The sequence below is a fragment of the Pusillimonas sp. genome, from assembly GCF_029263785.1.
GTDB lineage: Bacteria > Pseudomonadota > Gammaproteobacteria > Burkholderiales > Burkholderiaceae_B > Pusillimonas.
Genome location: NZ_JAJUFE010000029.1, coordinates 1 through 16,545, shown reverse-complemented (window position 1 = coordinate 16,545; position 16,545 = coordinate 1). Strand labels below are relative to the sequence as shown.

Sequence of the window (16,545 nt, the reverse complement as noted above, 5' to 3'; positions counted from 1 at the left end):
TGTGGATAAGTGGTACATGTGCGAAAATCCGTATTCAATCAACGCCTTACAGCATTTTTTTGCTCCTGATAACTCTTTTGGTTGATGAGGACACTTTCTGGACAACTTTGGCCGGAGCTAATTTATGCCGGCTTATCCCCTGGTCATCCACAGTCAGTCCACAATTTCCGACCCTAGTAGTTATCCACAGGTGGAAATATTGTATCTTTTTGTAAAAATTGAGCCTTTTGAGGGTTGTGGCGACAAATTTGAATGATTGAGTTGTGGATTTCACACCAGCAGTATCACGACTTCACGATCTGCAGGGCGCACCCCTAACCGTAAACATCGTCAACCTGAAGAAAATTTCGTGGTGCCTGACGTACGTCGGCAGTGAAACGTGGGGCGCAAAAAAGGCTGTCCGCAGACAGCCCTAAGTGGAATATCAATACTTCACTGAGGTTCAGCAGGTTGGCATGGTTTCGCCTGAATCAAAAACAAGCTGGTTTTCAGGCCATTGGAGGGCTGCCAGACGAAACCGCGAGTTCTCGATCGATCGACCTGCCTTGCGGTCTCTCCAGCGAGCCCCAACCGAATAATCGATGCAAAACACGTTGTGGCGCCTGCCGTGCCAGGCATTCGGTGGAATGCTTTTGAATAGTTGCGTATACCGGGGCATGTTTACGCTCTTTATGGGCTTGATAAGGCGCCAATAATGGCCAATGACTACCGGTACAGCTTCGTCGTAGTCGTCCCACCAGCTAACCCTGTCCGAGAAGCGCCATCGATTACCAGCAAAGAACGGTTCATCGGCCTGTACTTCGACGCCGGAAGTAAGCACCTTCAGGGGATTGATCATTTGCTGGGTGGCTTCATATTCGGCGATAGAGTGCAGGTAGGGAGGAGGCCGTTGTTCGTCTTCAAGTTCGATTGCCCATCGCTGCTTCTCGGCCAGGTATCTTTCGTAAAGACCGGTAGCCTGAGCACTGCTTTGCGCGGCGAAGTCCCACATCTTGTACTGCTCGGTGACCGTGCCCAGGGTAATGGACTCTACGGCCTGAATGGCGGGTGTTGTCCACGCCGCATGCACAATGCGTATGTCGTCGCGAAACAGCGCGACGGGCAGGCTGCCCAGAAAATCCTTGAATGCTTGACGCTTTTCGGGCGGAGTTCGACGAAATGGCGCGTAGTGTTTCAGATCTTGCTGGTGGCGCTCATCAAAGAACCACCCCGAGCCGTCTTTTACATCGTCAATCAAGAGATTGATTTCATGATTGCCCAGTATGCATCGCGCGTTGCCCGATTCGACCAGCCTCTGCACCAGCTGCACGACGCTGTGACTATCCGGGCCGCGGTCGATAAGATCGCCAACGAACACAAGCATGCGATCTTGTGGATGGCGTCCTTCGGTGTCGTAGCCAAGATGTGCTAACAAGCGGACAAGCGCGGAATATTCACCGTGAATGTCGCCAACGATGTCGAGCGGATTATCCGGAAGGCGTTTAACTAAATGCATGTGGCTGTAGCATAACCGCATTTGGCCACAATTAGCAGCAAATTGTGGCCTGTGACTGTCGATTCAGCCCTCGGAACCAGTTGGATTTAATTGCCTAGTTTTGAAATATCTTGGTCAGCAAGGAAAGCAGTTGCTGGCGTTCATCGTCTGTCAGCGTAGGGGTGATATCTGCGCGGGTAGCGACGGCTTCTGCTTTCAGATACAGCTGATGGCCCTTGGGCGTGAGAGCCAGGATTTGTGATCGACGGTCGTTGGGGTTACGTCTGCGCTCAATAAGGCCGTCAGCCTGTATTTTGTCGAGCAGGGTGGCCATATTGGGCGGCGAGACCCTTATCGTTTGCCCAAGGCGTTTCTGATTGATATTGGGGTTGCTATTGATCAACGACAGAACGGTGTATTCAACCGGACGAAGCTGAAGCTTTCCCAACTGTTTTTTTATGTTGGGCACAATTTCCAGATACGCTTGCAGGCAACAGTAACCTACGGACTGGGTCAACGTGCCCTGGTCAATATGATCTGCCGGCATGGTCGTTGAAACGGGATCAGGAATCGGTCTGGGCATACTGACGCATTACGTCCGAAAGCATGGGCGGCTGGTTCTTGTGATTCGTGCTTTCCAGGACGTTATCGATAATCTGCAGCAATTGGCTGGTTTCTGGCAGGACGAAGTCAAAGTAATACTGACAGGTGCCGAGTTTTGCCTGAAAAAACACGGGGTCGTCAGTTATCTTGCTGTGAGCGACCCGACCGGCGCGAAGCCACAGCCATGCAATGGAACAATGCCCGACCAGACGCAGCATCTCGGGTGCGACGGTATGCGGCAGTTCGGGATGGCTTGTCGCCGCCTGTGCGATAGCTGCCACGCGTTCACGAATGTTATTTACCAGTGTGGATAAATCTTCGGCCGGCTCACGCAATTCGGTGTTTATCTCGGCGTCGATGGTTTCCTGTACTTGAGCCAGAAATTGGTCGAGGCGCTTGCCCCCGTCGGAAAGTATTTTTCTCAAGAGCAGGTCAACGGCCTGGATCTCGTTCGTACCTTCGTAGATCATGGCAATACGTGAATCGCGAAGATACTGCTCAATACCCGTTTCCGTAATAAAGCCGTGGCCCCCATATATCTGCAATGCCTGACTCGAACCGTGGAATCCCTGGTCCGTCATCATCGCCTTGATGATGGGTGTCAACAGGGCCAGCTCGGCGTCTTTGTCGGCGCGCACTTGCGGGTCGGGGTGATGTTCCGAGACGTCCAATGCCAATGAGCTGTAGTACGCCAACATGCGGAAGCCTTCCACGTACGCACGCTGTGTCATCAGCAATCGCTGCATGGCCGGGTGCATGATGATGGGGTCGGCAGGCTCGCTGCGGCGCTGTGGCGGCCGAACGGCTGCACGCATCTGCAAACGTTCCTGAGCGTACAAAAGTGCATTCTGATACGCGGTTTCGGCGCTGCCCAGCCCCTGGATTCCGACTGCCAGGCGCGCTGCATTCATCATGACAAACATTGCTGCCAGACCGCGATTCGGCTCACCCACCATCCAGCCGACTGCGTCGTCAAACTGCAGGCTGGTCGTTGCGCTGCCGTGGATGCCCATTTTATGTTCAATGCCCGTGCAAGTAATGGAATTGCGTTTGCCAAGGCCTTCGCCCTCCGGCAAGTACTTGGGTACCAGGAATAGTGAGATTCCCTTGCTGCCGGCGGGTGCATCGGGCAAACGAGCCAGGACCAGGTGAACAATGTTGTCCGTCATGTCCTGTTCGCCGCCCGAAATGAATATCTTGCTGCCCGAAATGCGTACCGAGCCATCGTCCTGAGGCGTTGCCCGGGTACGCAATAACCCGAGATCGCTTCCGGCTTGCGATTCGGTCAGACACATTGTCGCCAGCCATTCGCCACTGACAACCTTGGGCAGATAACGTTGCTTGAGCTCATCGCTGGCGTGCTTGTGCAAGCACGCGTAAGCGCCGTGCAATAGCCCCGGATACATCGTCCAGGCGTGGTTGGACGAACTGAGCATCTCGTACAGCACATTGTTGAGCGTGTTGGGCAGACCCTGGCCGCCATAGGTGGGATCGCACGCCAGGGCCGGCCAGCCCGCTTCGTAAAATTGCCGATAGGCCTCGGCAAATCCGGGCGGTGTTTTTACCTTGCCGTTTTCGTACTTGCACCCTTCCCGGTCTCCAACGGCATTCAATGGAAACAGAACTTCGCTGGCAAAGCGTCCGGCCTCTTCGGCTACCTGCATCATCAGATCGTCGTCAACTTCGGAAAACGGGGGAAGCTGCGATAGCCGTCCAGAAGCATCGAGCAGGTCGGTAAGGACGAAGCGAATATCTTTGAGCGGGGGCTGATACGAAAACATTTGTCTTCCAGAATCCGGGTACTTAGACTTAGCGCGGAGGCAGGCGCAAGGCGCCGTCCAGTCGAATGACTTCGCCGTTCAGCGACAGATTGTTCACGACATGCAGGGCCAACAGGGCAAATTCCGAAGGCTTGCCCAACCGTTTTGGAAAGGGAATGCTCTGACCGAGCGAGGTTTGAACTTCTTCGGGAAGTTCGTGGAGCAGGGGAGTCAGAAACAGGCCTGGCGCAATCGTGACGACACGAACTCCGAATTGGGCGAGGTCGCGGGCCAGGGGCAGCGTCATCGAAGCCAGGGCACCCTTTGATGCTGCATAGGCAGCTTGGCCAATCTGGCCGTCATACGCCGCCACCGATGAAGTGCAGATAATCACGCCGCGCTCACCATCTTCCAGAGGTTCAAGCGGTATCATTTGCGCTGCCGCCAGACGCATGACGTTGAACGTACCAATCAGATTGACATTGACGATACGTGTGAAGTGTTCAAGCGGCATGGCCGTGCCGTCTTTGCCAACCAGCCGCTTGGCACCGCCGATACCGGCTGAATTGACCAGAATGCGGGCGGCCCCGTGTGCTTCGGCTGCGATACGCAGGGCGTTTTCGACGCTTTCGGTATTGGTTATGTCGCAGCCAATACCCAAACCGCCGACTTCTGCGGCAAGGTCTTTTGCTGCGGCCTCATTCAGGTCAAGAATGGCGACGCGTGCCCCGGCGGCTGCCAATTGCCGCACAGTTTCTGCGCCCAGGCCGGATGCACCGCCCGTCACAATAGCCGGTTGTCCTTGAATTTCCATGTCGTCCTCTTTTAGAAGCGTAGCGGGCGCAGGCTCCGGCGGGTGGCGGGCAGGCCCGGCTTTCGAAAGTGATTATTGCGGCTTGAACTTGACCTTGTTTTTCTTGCCTTCCAGAAACTGGGCAAGAAGATCGAGCGTGGCCGGGTCGGTTTGAGCCACGGCGGCCATCAGCGATTCTGTAACCATGCCATCGTGCATGGATTGGTCTGCGATTCGCGGCAACAGATGCATTACACCGTAGTTGGACATGGCTGCATTGGATGCGATGTTTTCGGCCAGTTCCATAGCCTTGGCCATGCCTTGGCCTGCGCCCACGGTGTAATGAGAAATTCCGGCCAAATGACCTTCTTGAGCGTCCAGAACGCGACCGGTAAGCATCATGTCGGTCATGCGCGACACACCGATCAGACGGGTAATGCGTACCGAGCCACCCCCGCCGACGAACAGGCCTCGCTTGCCCTCGGGCAGTGCGTAAAAGCTGGATTCTTCGGCCACCCGCACGTGTGCCGAGGCTGCAAGTTCCAGCCCGCCTCCGACCACTGCTCCATGCATGACGGCAATAACCGGCGCACGGCCGAACTGGATGTGCTCGAATGCTGCGTGCCAGCCACGCGAATGCATGACGGATTCAGGTACGGACTGGGGGTTGACTTCGGACAGATCCAGTCCGGCGCAGAAGTGATCACCAATGCCATACAAGACGATGGCCTTGACGGTTTCAGGCATGGATGCAAAGCAGTCGTGAATGGCCTTGATCAGATCGTCGTTGAGCGCATTGCGCTTTTCAGGACGATTGATGCCCACCTGGGCGATGGAACCGACGTACTTGACGTCGAGTAATGAAGAATGGTCGGACTGACTCATGAGGGAAAGCTCTCGAATAATAGTTATAAAACATAACTGTTATTCATTATAAATAATTGCGAGCCTACCGCAACTAGGGGAATCGCTAGCTTTTATTTACCGATGCAGAAGTTGGAGAAGATCTCTCCGAGCAGATCGTCGCTGGTGAACTGGCCGGTGATGGCACAAAGTTCTTCATGAGCCAGACGAAGCTCTTCGGCGAAAAGATCAAGCACGTTGTCAGCCTGGCTTGCATGTTCGTCCGCCAGCTGCAGATGTTCGGCTGCATTGCGTAGCGCAATCAAATGGCGTTCCCGGGCCAGCCACGGTGATTCAGCCCCTGGGTTCCATCCGGCAATTTCCAGGAGTTTGTGACGCAGTTCATCGAGACCAGTGCCGGTTTTGGCAGAGATGCCCAGTACCGACATGACAAAAGCTTCTTGCGACTGCGTGCCTGAAAGCGACGGAACATTATCAGCATTGATTGCTGACGGGTGCGCGGGATCGAGCAAATCAATCTTATTGTGAACTTCGAGCACCGGTGTGTGGGCCGGCAATCGTTGCTTGATCGCTGCGTCCAGTTCGCCGGCCGGGTCGCGAGCGTCTTTCAGGTGGATGATGACGTTGGCTTTTTCGATTTCGGCCCAGGTACGGGCAATGCCAATGCTCTCTACCGTGTCGTCAGTTTCGCGCAGGCCTGCGGTGTCGACGATATGAAGTGGAACCCCCTGAATATGGATTTGCTGGACGACTTTATCCCGGGTCGTACCGGCAATTGGCGTGACGATGGCTACCTCGTCACCGGCCAGGGCGTTGAGCAGGCTGGATTTGCCCACGTTGGGCTGTCCTGCCAGCACCACATGCAGTCCTTCCCGCAAAATCATGCCCTGGCGAGCCTGCTGCACCAGATTATCCAGTTGCATGCGTATGTCGTCGAGGGTTGCGCGGGCCTGGTACTTTTCAAGGAAATCGATTTCCTCTTCGGGGAAGTCGAGGGTGGCTTCGACCAGCATGCGCAGGTGCACGATTCGATCGTTAAGCGTGTTGACCCTCTCAGAAAATGCACCGCTCAGGGAAGCCATGGCACTGCGTGCCGCGGCTTCGGACGAGGCATCGATGAGATCGGCGACGGCCTCGGCTTGAGCCAGATCGAGCCGGTCGTTCAGAAAAGCACGCTGGGTGAATTCGCCCGGCTCGGCGTGTCGCAGGCCGAACTCGCGCCCCGCTTCCAGGCAGCGCTGGAGCAGGCGGCGCATGACTGCCGGACCGCCGTGGCCCTGAAGCTCAAGAACGTCTTCGCCTGTGTAGGAATGCGGCGCCGGGAAAAACAGTACGATGCCCGCATCAATCGATTCGCCCTTTGCATCCTTGAACGGCAAGTAGTGCGCGTGCCGTGGCTTAAGGGGCTGGTCAAACAGACGCGCAGCAATGGGTGCCAGATCGGGTCCAGAGATGCGAACGACGCCTATGCCGCCACGTCCGGGCGCGGTGGCAATGGCGGCGATCGGTTGTTGCGAAGAGGCAGCCATGGATAAGACCTTAGCGCTTGGCTGCTTTGGTTTCCTTGTCGAGTTTATGCATGATGTAGCGTTGCTGCGCGATCGATACCGCATTGTTCACGCACCAGTACAGCACCAGCCCCGCGGGGAAGAAGAACATCATTCCCCCAAACACCAGCGGCATGATCATCATGATGCGTGCCTGCATCGGATCGGGAGGCGTCGGGTTGAGCTTGATCTGCAGGAACATCGTACCCATCATGATGGCAGGCAGGATGAACCAGCGGTCGGGTGCTGCAAGGTCTGTAATCCAGAGGATCCAGGGCGCGCCACGCATCTCTACGCTACCCAGCAACACCCAGTACAGTGCAATAAAGACAGGTATCTGAACCACCATGGGCAAGCATCCGCCCAGGGGGTTGATCTTTTCTGTGCGATACATCTCCATCATGGCCGCATTTAGCTTGGCGCGATCGTCGCCAAACTTTTCACGCAATGCCTGCAGACGAGGTGTGACCTGCTTCATCTTGGCCATCGAGCGATAGCTGGCCGCCGACAATGGATAGAACACCAGCTTGATCAGCAGGGTCAGTACCACAATCGTCCAGCCCCAGTTGCCCAGGAATCCATGGATCCAGGTCATCAACTTGAACAGGGGTTTGGAAATGATGGTAAGAAAACCGTAGTCGACAACCACATCCAGGCCGGGTGCAACTGCCTGCATGGCCTGCTGGTCTTGCGGCCCCAGCCAGAATTTTGCATTGATGGCCTGTTGTTCGCCGGGCTGAATCGTCCCGATGGGCTGAATGGCGCGGATTGAGTACAGGTTGTCTGCCACACGAAGCACTTCGTTGTGACGAATACGGTTCTCTACAGGAACCCATGCGCCGGCGAAGTAGTGCTGAACGATGGCAATCCAGCCGTCGTCAGCTTGCTTGATATACGACGCCTTGTTCTTGTCGATATCCGAGAACTTCACCTTCTGGTATTTTTCTTCGCTGCTGTATACCGATGGTCCGGTAAAGGTGTTGTAGAAGAATGAGGTGTTTGGCGGGTCGTTGCCGTCTCGCGTCAGCTGCAGGTACACCGACGGAGAAATCGCTGCGCTGCCAGTGTTATAGACGTCGTGACGCACGTCGATGTCGTAACGGCCACGATGAAAGGTAAACGTCTTGACCACTCGGGCATTGCCGCTTTCCGCTTCGAACACGACATCCAGCGTGTCGCCGGTCAGCGAACGCTCGCTGGAGACAAGCCTGAAGGGAGTCAGGTGAGTGGGAAAGCTTTCACCCTGCGGCGCGCCAACAATACCGGTCTGTGCCAGGTAGGTTGAGCCGGGCTGGTTGTTAAGCAGCACCATGGGCTTGTCAGGGTCATCTTCGTCGCCGAATTTGAGCAATTCGGCTCGCACCATCTGAGCGCCCTGGGTATCGAATACAAGATTGTAAACGTCGGTCGTAATGGTGATTTTCTCGGATTCGGCAGCTGCCTGGGAGCTTGCACCGCCCGCAGCGGGCACGCCCGTAGCCGCTGTGCCGCTCGCTGTATCGGCGGCCATTGGTACACCTGCAGCCGGCACACCAGCGGAACCTTCTGCTGTGCCATTAGTGCTGCCGTTCTCGGTGCCTGCCTGCTGGGTGTTTGCCGGCTTTCCCGAAAACAGCGAAGGCTGACCGTTATACACCTGCCAGTTATTCCATAACAACAGCAGCGAGAAAGAAAAAATCATCCAGAGGATGGTGCGTCGGATATCCATAGCGCCTGTAAGATAAGTTCAAGCGGAGCAAAAGCTCGTTAGTTTAACGTAGGCCGCCTTAATTCAAATTGACGGTCGACCAAGTCAGCTGACCCGGTCCGGTTGACCCGGGCAGGTCGACCCGGTTAGGCTGACCTGGTTTGGTTACATCCCGTCGCTGTCAGTGGCGGCGGTGATGGGCGTGGGGTACCGGGTCGCATCCGCCGGCTGCCCAGGGGTGACAGCGCGCCAACCGGCGAGCCGCCAGCCAAAGGCCTTTCAGGGCGCCATGAGTCTGGATGGCTTCAATGGCGTATGCTGAACAGGTAGGGGTAAAACGGCAGTTGTGGCCTAGCCAGGGGCTTAGAAAATAACGGTAAAACCGAATCGGCGCGATCAGTAAAGCTTTGATCATGATGCCTGCACCTTATCCAGAAGTGTCTCGACTTCTGCTCGCACTTGTGTCTTGAGCTGGGTCAGCGATATCGTACCGACCGGGCTATGCAAGCGAAACACCAGATCGCGAGGCGGTAATTCGTGCCGTCGCTTCCGAAAGACTTCGCGGATGACTCGTTTGATTGTATTTCGCGTGACGGCATGTGGTGCAAACCGTTTCGCTATGATCATGCCGAGTCTGGCCGAAGCGTCCGTCTGGGGTTTTTCGCGAGGGGTGGACACAACGAGCAACGCCCCTCTGGCAATGCGCCGGCCTTTGAGGGCCGCGGCGAATTCAGAGGGGCGGTGCAGGCGCGCCGCCGGACCAAACGTGGCACGCATGAAGCAGGCATTGCGGCTTTCCGGTAGAAAGCCAGCGTCAGGCTTAGACGGCCAGGCGCTTGCGACCCTTGGCACGACGGGCATTGATCACGGCGCGGCCACCGCGGGTTTTCATGCGCACGAGAAAGCCGTGGGTACGCTTGCGACGAGTGACTGAAGGTTGAAAAGTGCGTTTCATGGTCTATACCGGAACGAAATGGGGTGTTGTGGATTCTTGCCTTGAAGATGCCAAAAGACTACGCGGGGTATCTTCAAAAGCTGTGCTTGTCTGTTGCAATTGGCGCAGGCTCGGGCGGTTTTGTTGCCGGCCGGGTCAAGAATAAACCCTGGCTACCGCAAGCCCAAGCTACCGCAAGCATGCTGCGGCCTTGGCAATCAAAAATTGCAAAAGCCCATCATTTCAACAGATTATGGGGAACTAGTCAAATATCAAAGGTTTGTGAGGGTTGACGAAGTGGTCCCGCCTTGTGGATAACTTGGGGCTCAACAGGGTAGAATCGAGGTTTACTCAAGTGGTGGACATGAAAGAATTTTGGCAGACTTGCGTCCAGAGACTGGAGCAAGACCTACCTCCGCAGCAAATAAGTGCTTGGATACGCCCCCTTGTACCGCTGGCGTTCGACGAAACGCAGGCGGTGCTTCGCGTGTCTGCGCCCAATCGTTTCAAGCTTGATTGGGTCCGTAAGAATTTCTCACATCAAATCGAAACCCTGGCTAGCGAGTGGTTCGAACGTCCTGTGCAGGTAGCGTTCGAACTGGCGGCGTCTACCGCGGCTCCATCACGTCCGCCTGCTGCAGCGGCTGCTGCCCCCGCCGTATCTTCCGGGTCCGCTGCCGACCGGCCCGCTGATAATGTTGCACCGCAACAGCAGTCGCCGGCAGACGTGATCCATGATCGTTCGCGTCTCAATACCGAATTGCGCTTTGATAACTTTGTTACCGGTAAGGCCAATCAGCTGGCCCGCGCGGCAGCGCTCCAGGTGGCCGAAAACCCGGGCGTCTCGTATAACCCCCTGTTTCTGTACGGGGGCGTGGGGCTGGGCAAGACTCATCTGATTCACGCCATCGGCAATGCGCTGCTCGAAAGTGGCAAGGGAACCCGCGTGCGTTACGTGCACGCCGACCAGTACGTGTCTGATGTGGTCAAGGCATATCAACGCAAGGCTTTTGACGAGTTCAAACGCTACTACCATTCGCTTGACCTGCTGCTGATCGACGACATTCAGTTTTTTGCGGGCAAGAACCGTACGCAAGAAGAATTCTTCTATGCATTTGAGGCGATGGTGGCCCAGCGCAAGCAGATCATCATCACATCCGACACCTACCCCAAAGAACTGTCCAACATCGACAGCCGCTTGATTTCACGTTTTGATTCAGGTCTGACCGTCGCAATCGAACCGCCCGAGCTCGAGATGCGGGTGGCCATTCTGTTGCGCAAAGCCGAGACCGAAGGCATTACCATGCCTGAGGAAGTAGCGTTTTTCATTGCCAAGCATTTGCGCAGCAACGTGCGTGAACTTGAAGGCGCCTTGCGCAAGGTGTCGGCCTATGCGCGATTTCACGGTCGCGAGGTGCTTACCGTTGAAGTGTGCAAGGACGCGCTCAAAGATCTGCTTTCTGTGTCCAACGGCCAGATTACCGTTGAGAACATTCAGAAAACCGTCGCCGACTTCTACAAGATCAAGGTCGCCGACATGTATTCGAAACGTCGACCGGCCAATATTGCATTACCCAGGCAAATTGCCATGTACCTTGCGAAGGAGCTCACGCAGAAAAGCCTGCCCGAGATCGGCGACTTGTTCGGAGGGCGTGATCACACCACGGTCTTGCATGCCGTGCGCAAGATTTCTGATGCGCGCACAAAACAGTCTGAGCTCAACCACGCTTTACACGTATTAGAACAAACCTTAAAAGGATAACCATGCAACTCATACAAACGACTCGCGACGCCCTGTTGAAACCGTTGTCTACGGTGGCGGGAATAGTCGAAAGAAGAAATACGTTGCCCATTCTGGCCAATATCCTGTTGCGCAAGCAAGGCCAAGACCTCGCCTTTATTGCCACCGATCTGGAAGTTCAAATTACGACGCATGCGCAGTTTGGCGTGGGTGATGCCAATGAGTCTACAACGGTAGCCGCCCGCAAGCTGCTGGATATTCTTCGCGCCTTGCCCGACTCGGGTGATGTCAAGGTGGCGCTCAGTTCCGGAAAGCTTACGGTTCAATCCGGGAAAAGTCGCTTTGCCTTGCAAACTCTGGCTTCCGACGACTTCCCCACGCTGGCCCAGCCCGAAAAATGGGATGTCTCGTTTTCGCTGTCGCAAAAGACGCTCAAGCACCTGTTCAACATGGTGCATTTCGCCATGGCCCAGCAAGACATCCGCTATTACCTGAACGGCCTGCTGTTTGTATTCGAGCCGGGCTGGGTTCGCGCGGTGGCCACCGACGGCCACAGGCTGGCGCACAGCGCTACGGCGGTCGAAGGCATCGAAAGCAAGCACGACGTTATCGTGCCGCGTAAAACCGTTCTTGAAATGCAGCGTTTGCTGGGCGACAACGACGATCCTGTTACCATAGATGTGGCTCCCGGGCAGATTCGTTTTCGTTTTGGCGACGTCGAACTGGTTTCCAAACTGGTCGAGGGCAAGTTCCCCGACTTTACCCGTGTCATTCCCACGAACTACACACGACATTTCCTCGTCAATCGAGAGCAATTGCAGGGCAGCTTGCAGCGCGCGGCAATTCTTACCACCGATAAGCTCAAGGGTGTCCGGATCCAGCTTTCCGACAACCAGCTTAAAATAACCTCTTCCAACGCCGAGCAAGAAGAGGCGCTGGAAGAGCTCGACATCGATTACAGCCACGAGCCACTGGATGTCGGATTCAACGTCAGTTATCTGCTGGACGTTCTTTCCAATATCAAGACAGAAATGGTCAGGTGGTCGGTTCAGCCCGACGTCAATGCGTCCGCTCTCATAACTACCCCCGACGACGATCAGTTCAAGTATGTCGTCATGCCAATGCGCATCTAACTATTTCCGATGCCCGTTGACCGGCCGACGGCCTGTTGCCGTGCGGCCCACCGCCGCAAGGCTCGCCGAAAGGCGTAATTAAGGTTCTAAATAAGCTATGTCAGATCAAACCACGATTGCCAATGAAGCAGGCTACGGCGCCGAATCCATCAAGATGCTCAAGGGCCTTGAAGCGGTCCGCAAGCGTCCAGGCATGTACATCGGCGACACCTCCGATGGCACCGGACTTCATCACATGGTTTTCGAGGTGGTCGACAACGCCATCGATGAAGCCCTGGCCGGCTACTGCGACGACATCGTCGTAACCATTCATGCCGACAACAGCATCTCGGTAACCGACAACGGGCGCGGTATTCCTACCGACATTCACAAAGACGACGAGTACGGCCGAAGCGCCGCCGAAATCGTCATGACCGAACTGCACGCCGGCGGCAAGTTCGACCACAACTCGTACAAGGTGTCGGGTGGTTTGCACGGCGTAGGTGTTTCGTGCGTCAACGCCCTGTCGCAATGGCTGCGCCTTACTATCTGGCGCAAGGGCAAGACTCATGAAATGGAGTTTCGTCAGGGCGAGCGCGTTGAACCGCTGCATGTTACGGGCAGTACCGATAAACAAGGCACACGAGTTCACTTTCTGGCCGACGACACCATTTTCGAGAACATCGAATATCACTACGATGTTCTGGCCAAGCGCCTGCGTGAGCTTTCCTTCCTGAACAACGGCGTCAAGATTCGCCTGGTAGACGAGCGACAGGGCAAGGAAGAAGACTTTGCCTTTTTGGGGGGCGTAAAGGGCTTCGTCGAATACATCAACCGTACCAAAACCGTTTTGCATCCCAACGTGTTTGCTGTCAGTACGGAATCTACAGTGGGCGACGCCACGATTGGTGTTGACGTTGCCATGCAGTGGAACGACAGCTACACCGAAACAGTACTTTGCTTTACCAACAATATTCCCCAGCGCGACGGCGGAACTCATCTGACTGGCTTGCGCGCTGCCATGACGCGAATCATCAATAAATACATTGCCGATAACGAACTGGCCAAGAAGGCCAAGGTCGACACTACCGGCGATGACATGCGTGAAGGCCTGGCCTGCGTGTTGTCGGTAAAAGTGCCCGAGCCCAAGTTCAGCAGCCAGACCAAAGACAAACTCGTTTCCAGCGAAGTGCGCCCGGCCGTTGAAGAGGCGGTATCGCGCACCCTCGAGACCTGGCTGCTTGAAAACCCCAACGACGCCAAGGCTCTGTGCAACAAGATTATTGAAGCAGCCCGTGCGCGCGACGCTGCTCGCAAGGCTCGCGAAATGACGCGTCGCAAAAGCGTGCTTGAAGGCGCAGGCTTGCCAGGAAAGCTGGCGGATTGCCAGGAAAAAGACCCTGCCAAAAGCGAAATCTATATCGTTGAGGGTGACTCTGCCGGCGGCTCCGCCAAGCAAGGCCGCGACCGCAAGTTCCAGGCAATTTTGCCCCTGCGCGGCAAGGTTCTTAATGTAGAAAAAGCGCGCTTTGACCGATTGATTGCCAGCGAAGCCATTACCACCCTCATTACCGCCCTGGGCACTGGCATCGGCCCAGACTTCAACATCGAAAAGCTGCGCTATCACCGCATCATCATCATGACCGATGCCGACGTTGACGGCGCACACATCCGCACCCTTCTTCTGACACTGCTGTACCGTCAGATGCCCGAGCTGATCGAAGGCGGTTACGTGTACATTGCGCAGCCGCCTCTGTACAAGGTCAAGGTCGGCCGCGAAGAGCGCTATCTGAAGGACGATCAGGAAGAGGCCCAGTTCATGATGCAGGTGGCGCTTAAAGACGCCGAGCTTCTGCCTTCAAAAGGCGCTTCTGTGATCAGCGGTGAAGCGTTAGGCGAACTGGCACGCCAATACATCATGGCGGATGCTGTGATCAACCGCCTGTCCAGGCAGATGGATGTTGAAGCGCTGTCGGCCATCGCCGAGGGTGTCGAGCTCGATCTAAGCAGTGCCGAAAACGCTGCCGATTCCGCACGCCGCCTGCAAGTTGCGCTCGAAGATCCCACCATGCCCAACGTTACAGTCGAGGTCGAATCGAACGACGATAACTCCGCCTGGCGTGTTGTGGTCAAGCGCATGCATCATGGCAATGTGCGCGTGACTGTTTTCGACCGCGTCTTTGTCCTGGGCGCCGATTACGCCATTCTTGCCAAGGCCGGCAAAACCTTCACCGGCCTGATCGGCGAAGGCGCATATATTGCGCGTGGCGAAGACGACAAGCGCAAGCAAAAATCCATTGACGACTTCCGCGACGCCATGCAGTTCTTGCGCGCCGAAGCCGAGCGTTCCGTGACCAAGCAACGGTACAAGGGCCTGGGTGAAATGAACCCCGAGCAGCTTTGGGAAACCACCATGGACCCCAACGTCCGGCGCTTGCTGCGTGTTCAGATCGAAGACGCGATTGCGGCGGATGAAGTGTTCACGACACTGATGGGAGATCATGTTGAGCCCAGGCGCGCGTTTATTGAAAAGTATGCGTTGCAGGCGGGGAATATTGATACTTGATTTGTCGGTTATCACATATATTGAAAAATTCGCGTAATTGGTGAAAACGCATTTTCGCGATAAGTGAAATAATCCGCAGTGAACGACGAATTAAAACGGCCTCTGGTAGTAATGCCGGAGGTCATTTGTCGTTCTGTCTGTGTTCGGGCTGTCACGCTGCGGAGCGGGGCCAATTGCATTACACGCGCCACCGTGCGGCCAACCGTCGTTCCAGGTGACACAATGCGCACTTGGTACGGCGACCGTCGCCCTACAGGCCTGGTCACCGGCGGAAATCCCGCGCTGTGACGGGCTTGATCATCAAGCCCGAAAGACAACTTACTTTGAAGCGGCCTTATGCATTTTTTGCCGAACGTTATTAAGCTCAGCAAGCGCGTTATCAAGTTCGGTCCATGAGTTCAGAGCATTGTCGATAGCGCTCATCAGCAACTCCGGCCCAAGGTGTGCACTTGCATACTCATCCATTATCGTTTGGTTTGTACTAAAGGCGGTAACCATGACGTTTTGGTTCACAGCATCTGCCACGCCAATAGAAGCCCATGCAAAAGAACGGTTGGCCAACACACCATCCGAACCGGAGATCACGATCACAGCATTAGCTCGACGCAGTTTTTCACAAACCTCATCATAGTTGCCAAAGCTATACCCTCCGCCATGCTTTAAAGCTTGTCTCACTTTATCTGCCGAGGTAACACGAACTATTGCGCAGTCTGCATAAGCTGAAAATGAGGCCAACGCCAGACATGAGGCTACAAAGAACTTGGATACATTGGCGCTGAACGAACGCATAACAACTCCTGAAATTGGCAATCCTACGCTGGACAACTGATTCTTAAAGCGACGATCAAGTAGTGCAAGACTCAACACCTCGTGAATACACATCGGACCTGGCGTAGGCGGATGGTGAGACGAACGTTCAGATAGGTTCTCGATGTAACGTCAGCACGGCTCTGCATCGCGTCTAGAGCGAGATATCTATTTTACGTAGCTCTGCTGACTCCTGAGGGTGCCGATGCTAAGGAGCTTGCCCGCTGATTGTGTCTGCAATGGCCGCGTTTGCGTCCCGACTACTTGGTGCCTTGAGGGAAGGCCTTGTCAACGGATATCGAGTTCGCGGTCATTTATGAGGTAAAGTGCTCAAGGTAGTGGACTTGCATCTGACCATTGGCTTATCTTCAAGCCAATTTGGCACAATTGTGTTTTCTACTCTGACCCGGACATAAATGCCTGCCCTTCAATGGCTCGACTTCTCCTCATCAGAGCGTGAGAACATATTGACGCTGCTCGAATCGCAAAAGGACAAGTCGACGATTGACGAATTGGGTCTTGGACTTATTCGCGACGCGATCTCGGACCACTTTTTACCTGGCTTGAGCACCATCCAGACCCGTGCTCGCTATTTTCTTTTTGTGGCTTGGCTGCTCAGGGATCTGGAGCGTGGCAATGTTCAGGACGATCGTTTGG

At 55.3% G+C, this 16,545-nt stretch carries 15 protein-coding genes; 4 read left to right on the top strand and 11 right to left on the bottom strand.

What is annotated here, in order from left to right:
- Positions 1-442: 442 nt before the first annotated feature.
- The 10 genes from Q1J88_RS08550 to rpmH all read right to left on the bottom strand — a co-directional run bounded on the left by Q1J88_RS08550 (position 443) and on the right by rpmH (position 9,683).
- A complete protein-coding gene (locus Q1J88_RS08550; protein WP_301117210.1) occupies positions 443-1,495 on the bottom strand; it encodes a metallophosphoesterase in 1,053 nt (350 codons plus the stop codon).
- A 94-nt stretch (positions 1,496-1,589) separates the two neighbouring features.
- Positions 1,590-2,057, bottom strand: coding sequence for a MarR family winged helix-turn-helix transcriptional regulator (locus tag Q1J88_RS08545; protein ID WP_301117209.1), 468 nt, complete (start codon positions 2,055-2,057; stop codon positions 1,590-1,592).
- A complete protein-coding gene (locus Q1J88_RS08540) occupies positions 2,038-3,858 on the bottom strand; it encodes an acyl-CoA dehydrogenase C-terminal domain-containing protein (protein WP_301117208.1) in 1,821 nt (606 codons plus the stop codon). The genes Q1J88_RS08545 and Q1J88_RS08540 overlap by 20 nt, the downstream gene beginning before the upstream one ends.
- Positions 3,859-3,886: 28 nt before the next feature.
- Positions 3,887-4,651: an SDR family NAD(P)-dependent oxidoreductase gene (locus tag Q1J88_RS08535; RefSeq protein WP_301117207.1), complete on the bottom strand. Its 765-nt coding sequence runs from the start codon at positions 4,649-4,651 to the stop codon at positions 3,887-3,889.
- 72 nt (positions 4,652-4,723) lie between these two features.
- A complete protein-coding gene (locus Q1J88_RS08530; RefSeq protein WP_301117206.1) occupies positions 4,724-5,515 on the bottom strand; it encodes a crotonase/enoyl-CoA hydratase family protein in 792 nt (263 codons plus the stop codon).
- A gap of 92 nt (positions 5,516-5,607) precedes the next feature.
- Positions 5,608-7,023, bottom strand: a complete 1,416-nt coding sequence (gene mnmE, locus Q1J88_RS08525) for a tRNA uridine-5-carboxymethylaminomethyl(34) synthesis GTPase MnmE (RefSeq protein WP_301117204.1) — start codon at positions 7,021-7,023, stop codon at positions 5,608-5,610.
- A gap of 10 nt (positions 7,024-7,033) precedes the next feature.
- Positions 7,034-8,749: a membrane protein insertase YidC gene (gene yidC / locus Q1J88_RS08520; protein ID WP_301117203.1), complete on the bottom strand. Its 1,716-nt coding sequence runs from the start codon at positions 8,747-8,749 to the stop codon at positions 7,034-7,036.
- Positions 8,750-8,909: 160 nt separating this feature from the next.
- Positions 8,910-9,143 carry a membrane protein insertion efficiency factor YidD gene (gene yidD / locus Q1J88_RS08515; RefSeq protein WP_301117202.1) on the bottom strand — a complete coding sequence of 78 codons (234 nt, stop codon included), beginning with the start codon at positions 9,141-9,143 and terminating at the stop codon, positions 8,910-8,912.
- Positions 9,140-9,505, bottom strand: a complete 366-nt coding sequence (gene rnpA, locus Q1J88_RS08510; RefSeq protein ID WP_301117201.1) for a ribonuclease P protein component — start codon at positions 9,503-9,505, stop codon at positions 9,140-9,142. The genes yidD and rnpA overlap by 4 nt, the downstream gene beginning before the upstream one ends.
- Positions 9,506-9,548: 43 nt before the next feature.
- Positions 9,549-9,683, bottom strand: a complete 135-nt coding sequence (rpmH, locus tag Q1J88_RS08505; protein ID WP_013521800.1) for a 50S ribosomal protein L34 — start codon at positions 9,681-9,683, stop codon at positions 9,549-9,551.
- Positions 9,684-10,026: 343 nt separating this feature from the next.
- On the opposite strand from rpmH, the gene dnaA reads away from it, so the two are divergent.
- From dnaA to gyrB, 3 genes are all read left to right on the top strand, one after another.
- On the top strand, positions 10,027-11,424 hold the full coding sequence (gene dnaA, locus Q1J88_RS08500) for a chromosomal replication initiator protein DnaA (protein ID WP_301117200.1): 1,398 nt from the start codon (positions 10,027-10,029) through the stop codon (positions 11,422-11,424).
- Between the two features lie 2 nt (positions 11,425-11,426).
- A complete protein-coding gene (gene dnaN / locus Q1J88_RS08495) occupies positions 11,427-12,536 on the top strand; it encodes a DNA polymerase III subunit beta (protein WP_301117199.1) in 1,110 nt (369 codons plus the stop codon).
- 97 nt (positions 12,537-12,633) lie between these two features.
- Positions 12,634-15,081 (top strand): DNA topoisomerase (ATP-hydrolyzing) subunit B, encoded by a 2,448-nt coding sequence (gene gyrB / locus Q1J88_RS08490; protein WP_301117198.1) that lies wholly within the window; start codon positions 12,634-12,636, stop codon positions 15,079-15,081.
- A 318-nt stretch (positions 15,082-15,399) separates the two neighbouring features.
- On the opposite strand, the gene Q1J88_RS08485 is transcribed toward gyrB, so the two are convergent.
- Positions 15,400-15,870 (bottom strand): hypothetical protein, encoded by a 471-nt coding sequence (locus Q1J88_RS08485; RefSeq protein ID WP_301117197.1) that lies wholly within the window; start codon positions 15,868-15,870, stop codon positions 15,400-15,402.
- 434 nt (positions 15,871-16,304) lie between these two features.
- Between Q1J88_RS08485 and Q1J88_RS08480 the strand changes: the two genes are divergently transcribed.
- The coding region (locus Q1J88_RS08480) for a DUF6361 family protein (RefSeq protein WP_301117196.1) at positions 16,305-16,545 on the top strand (241 nt) is incomplete at its 3' end.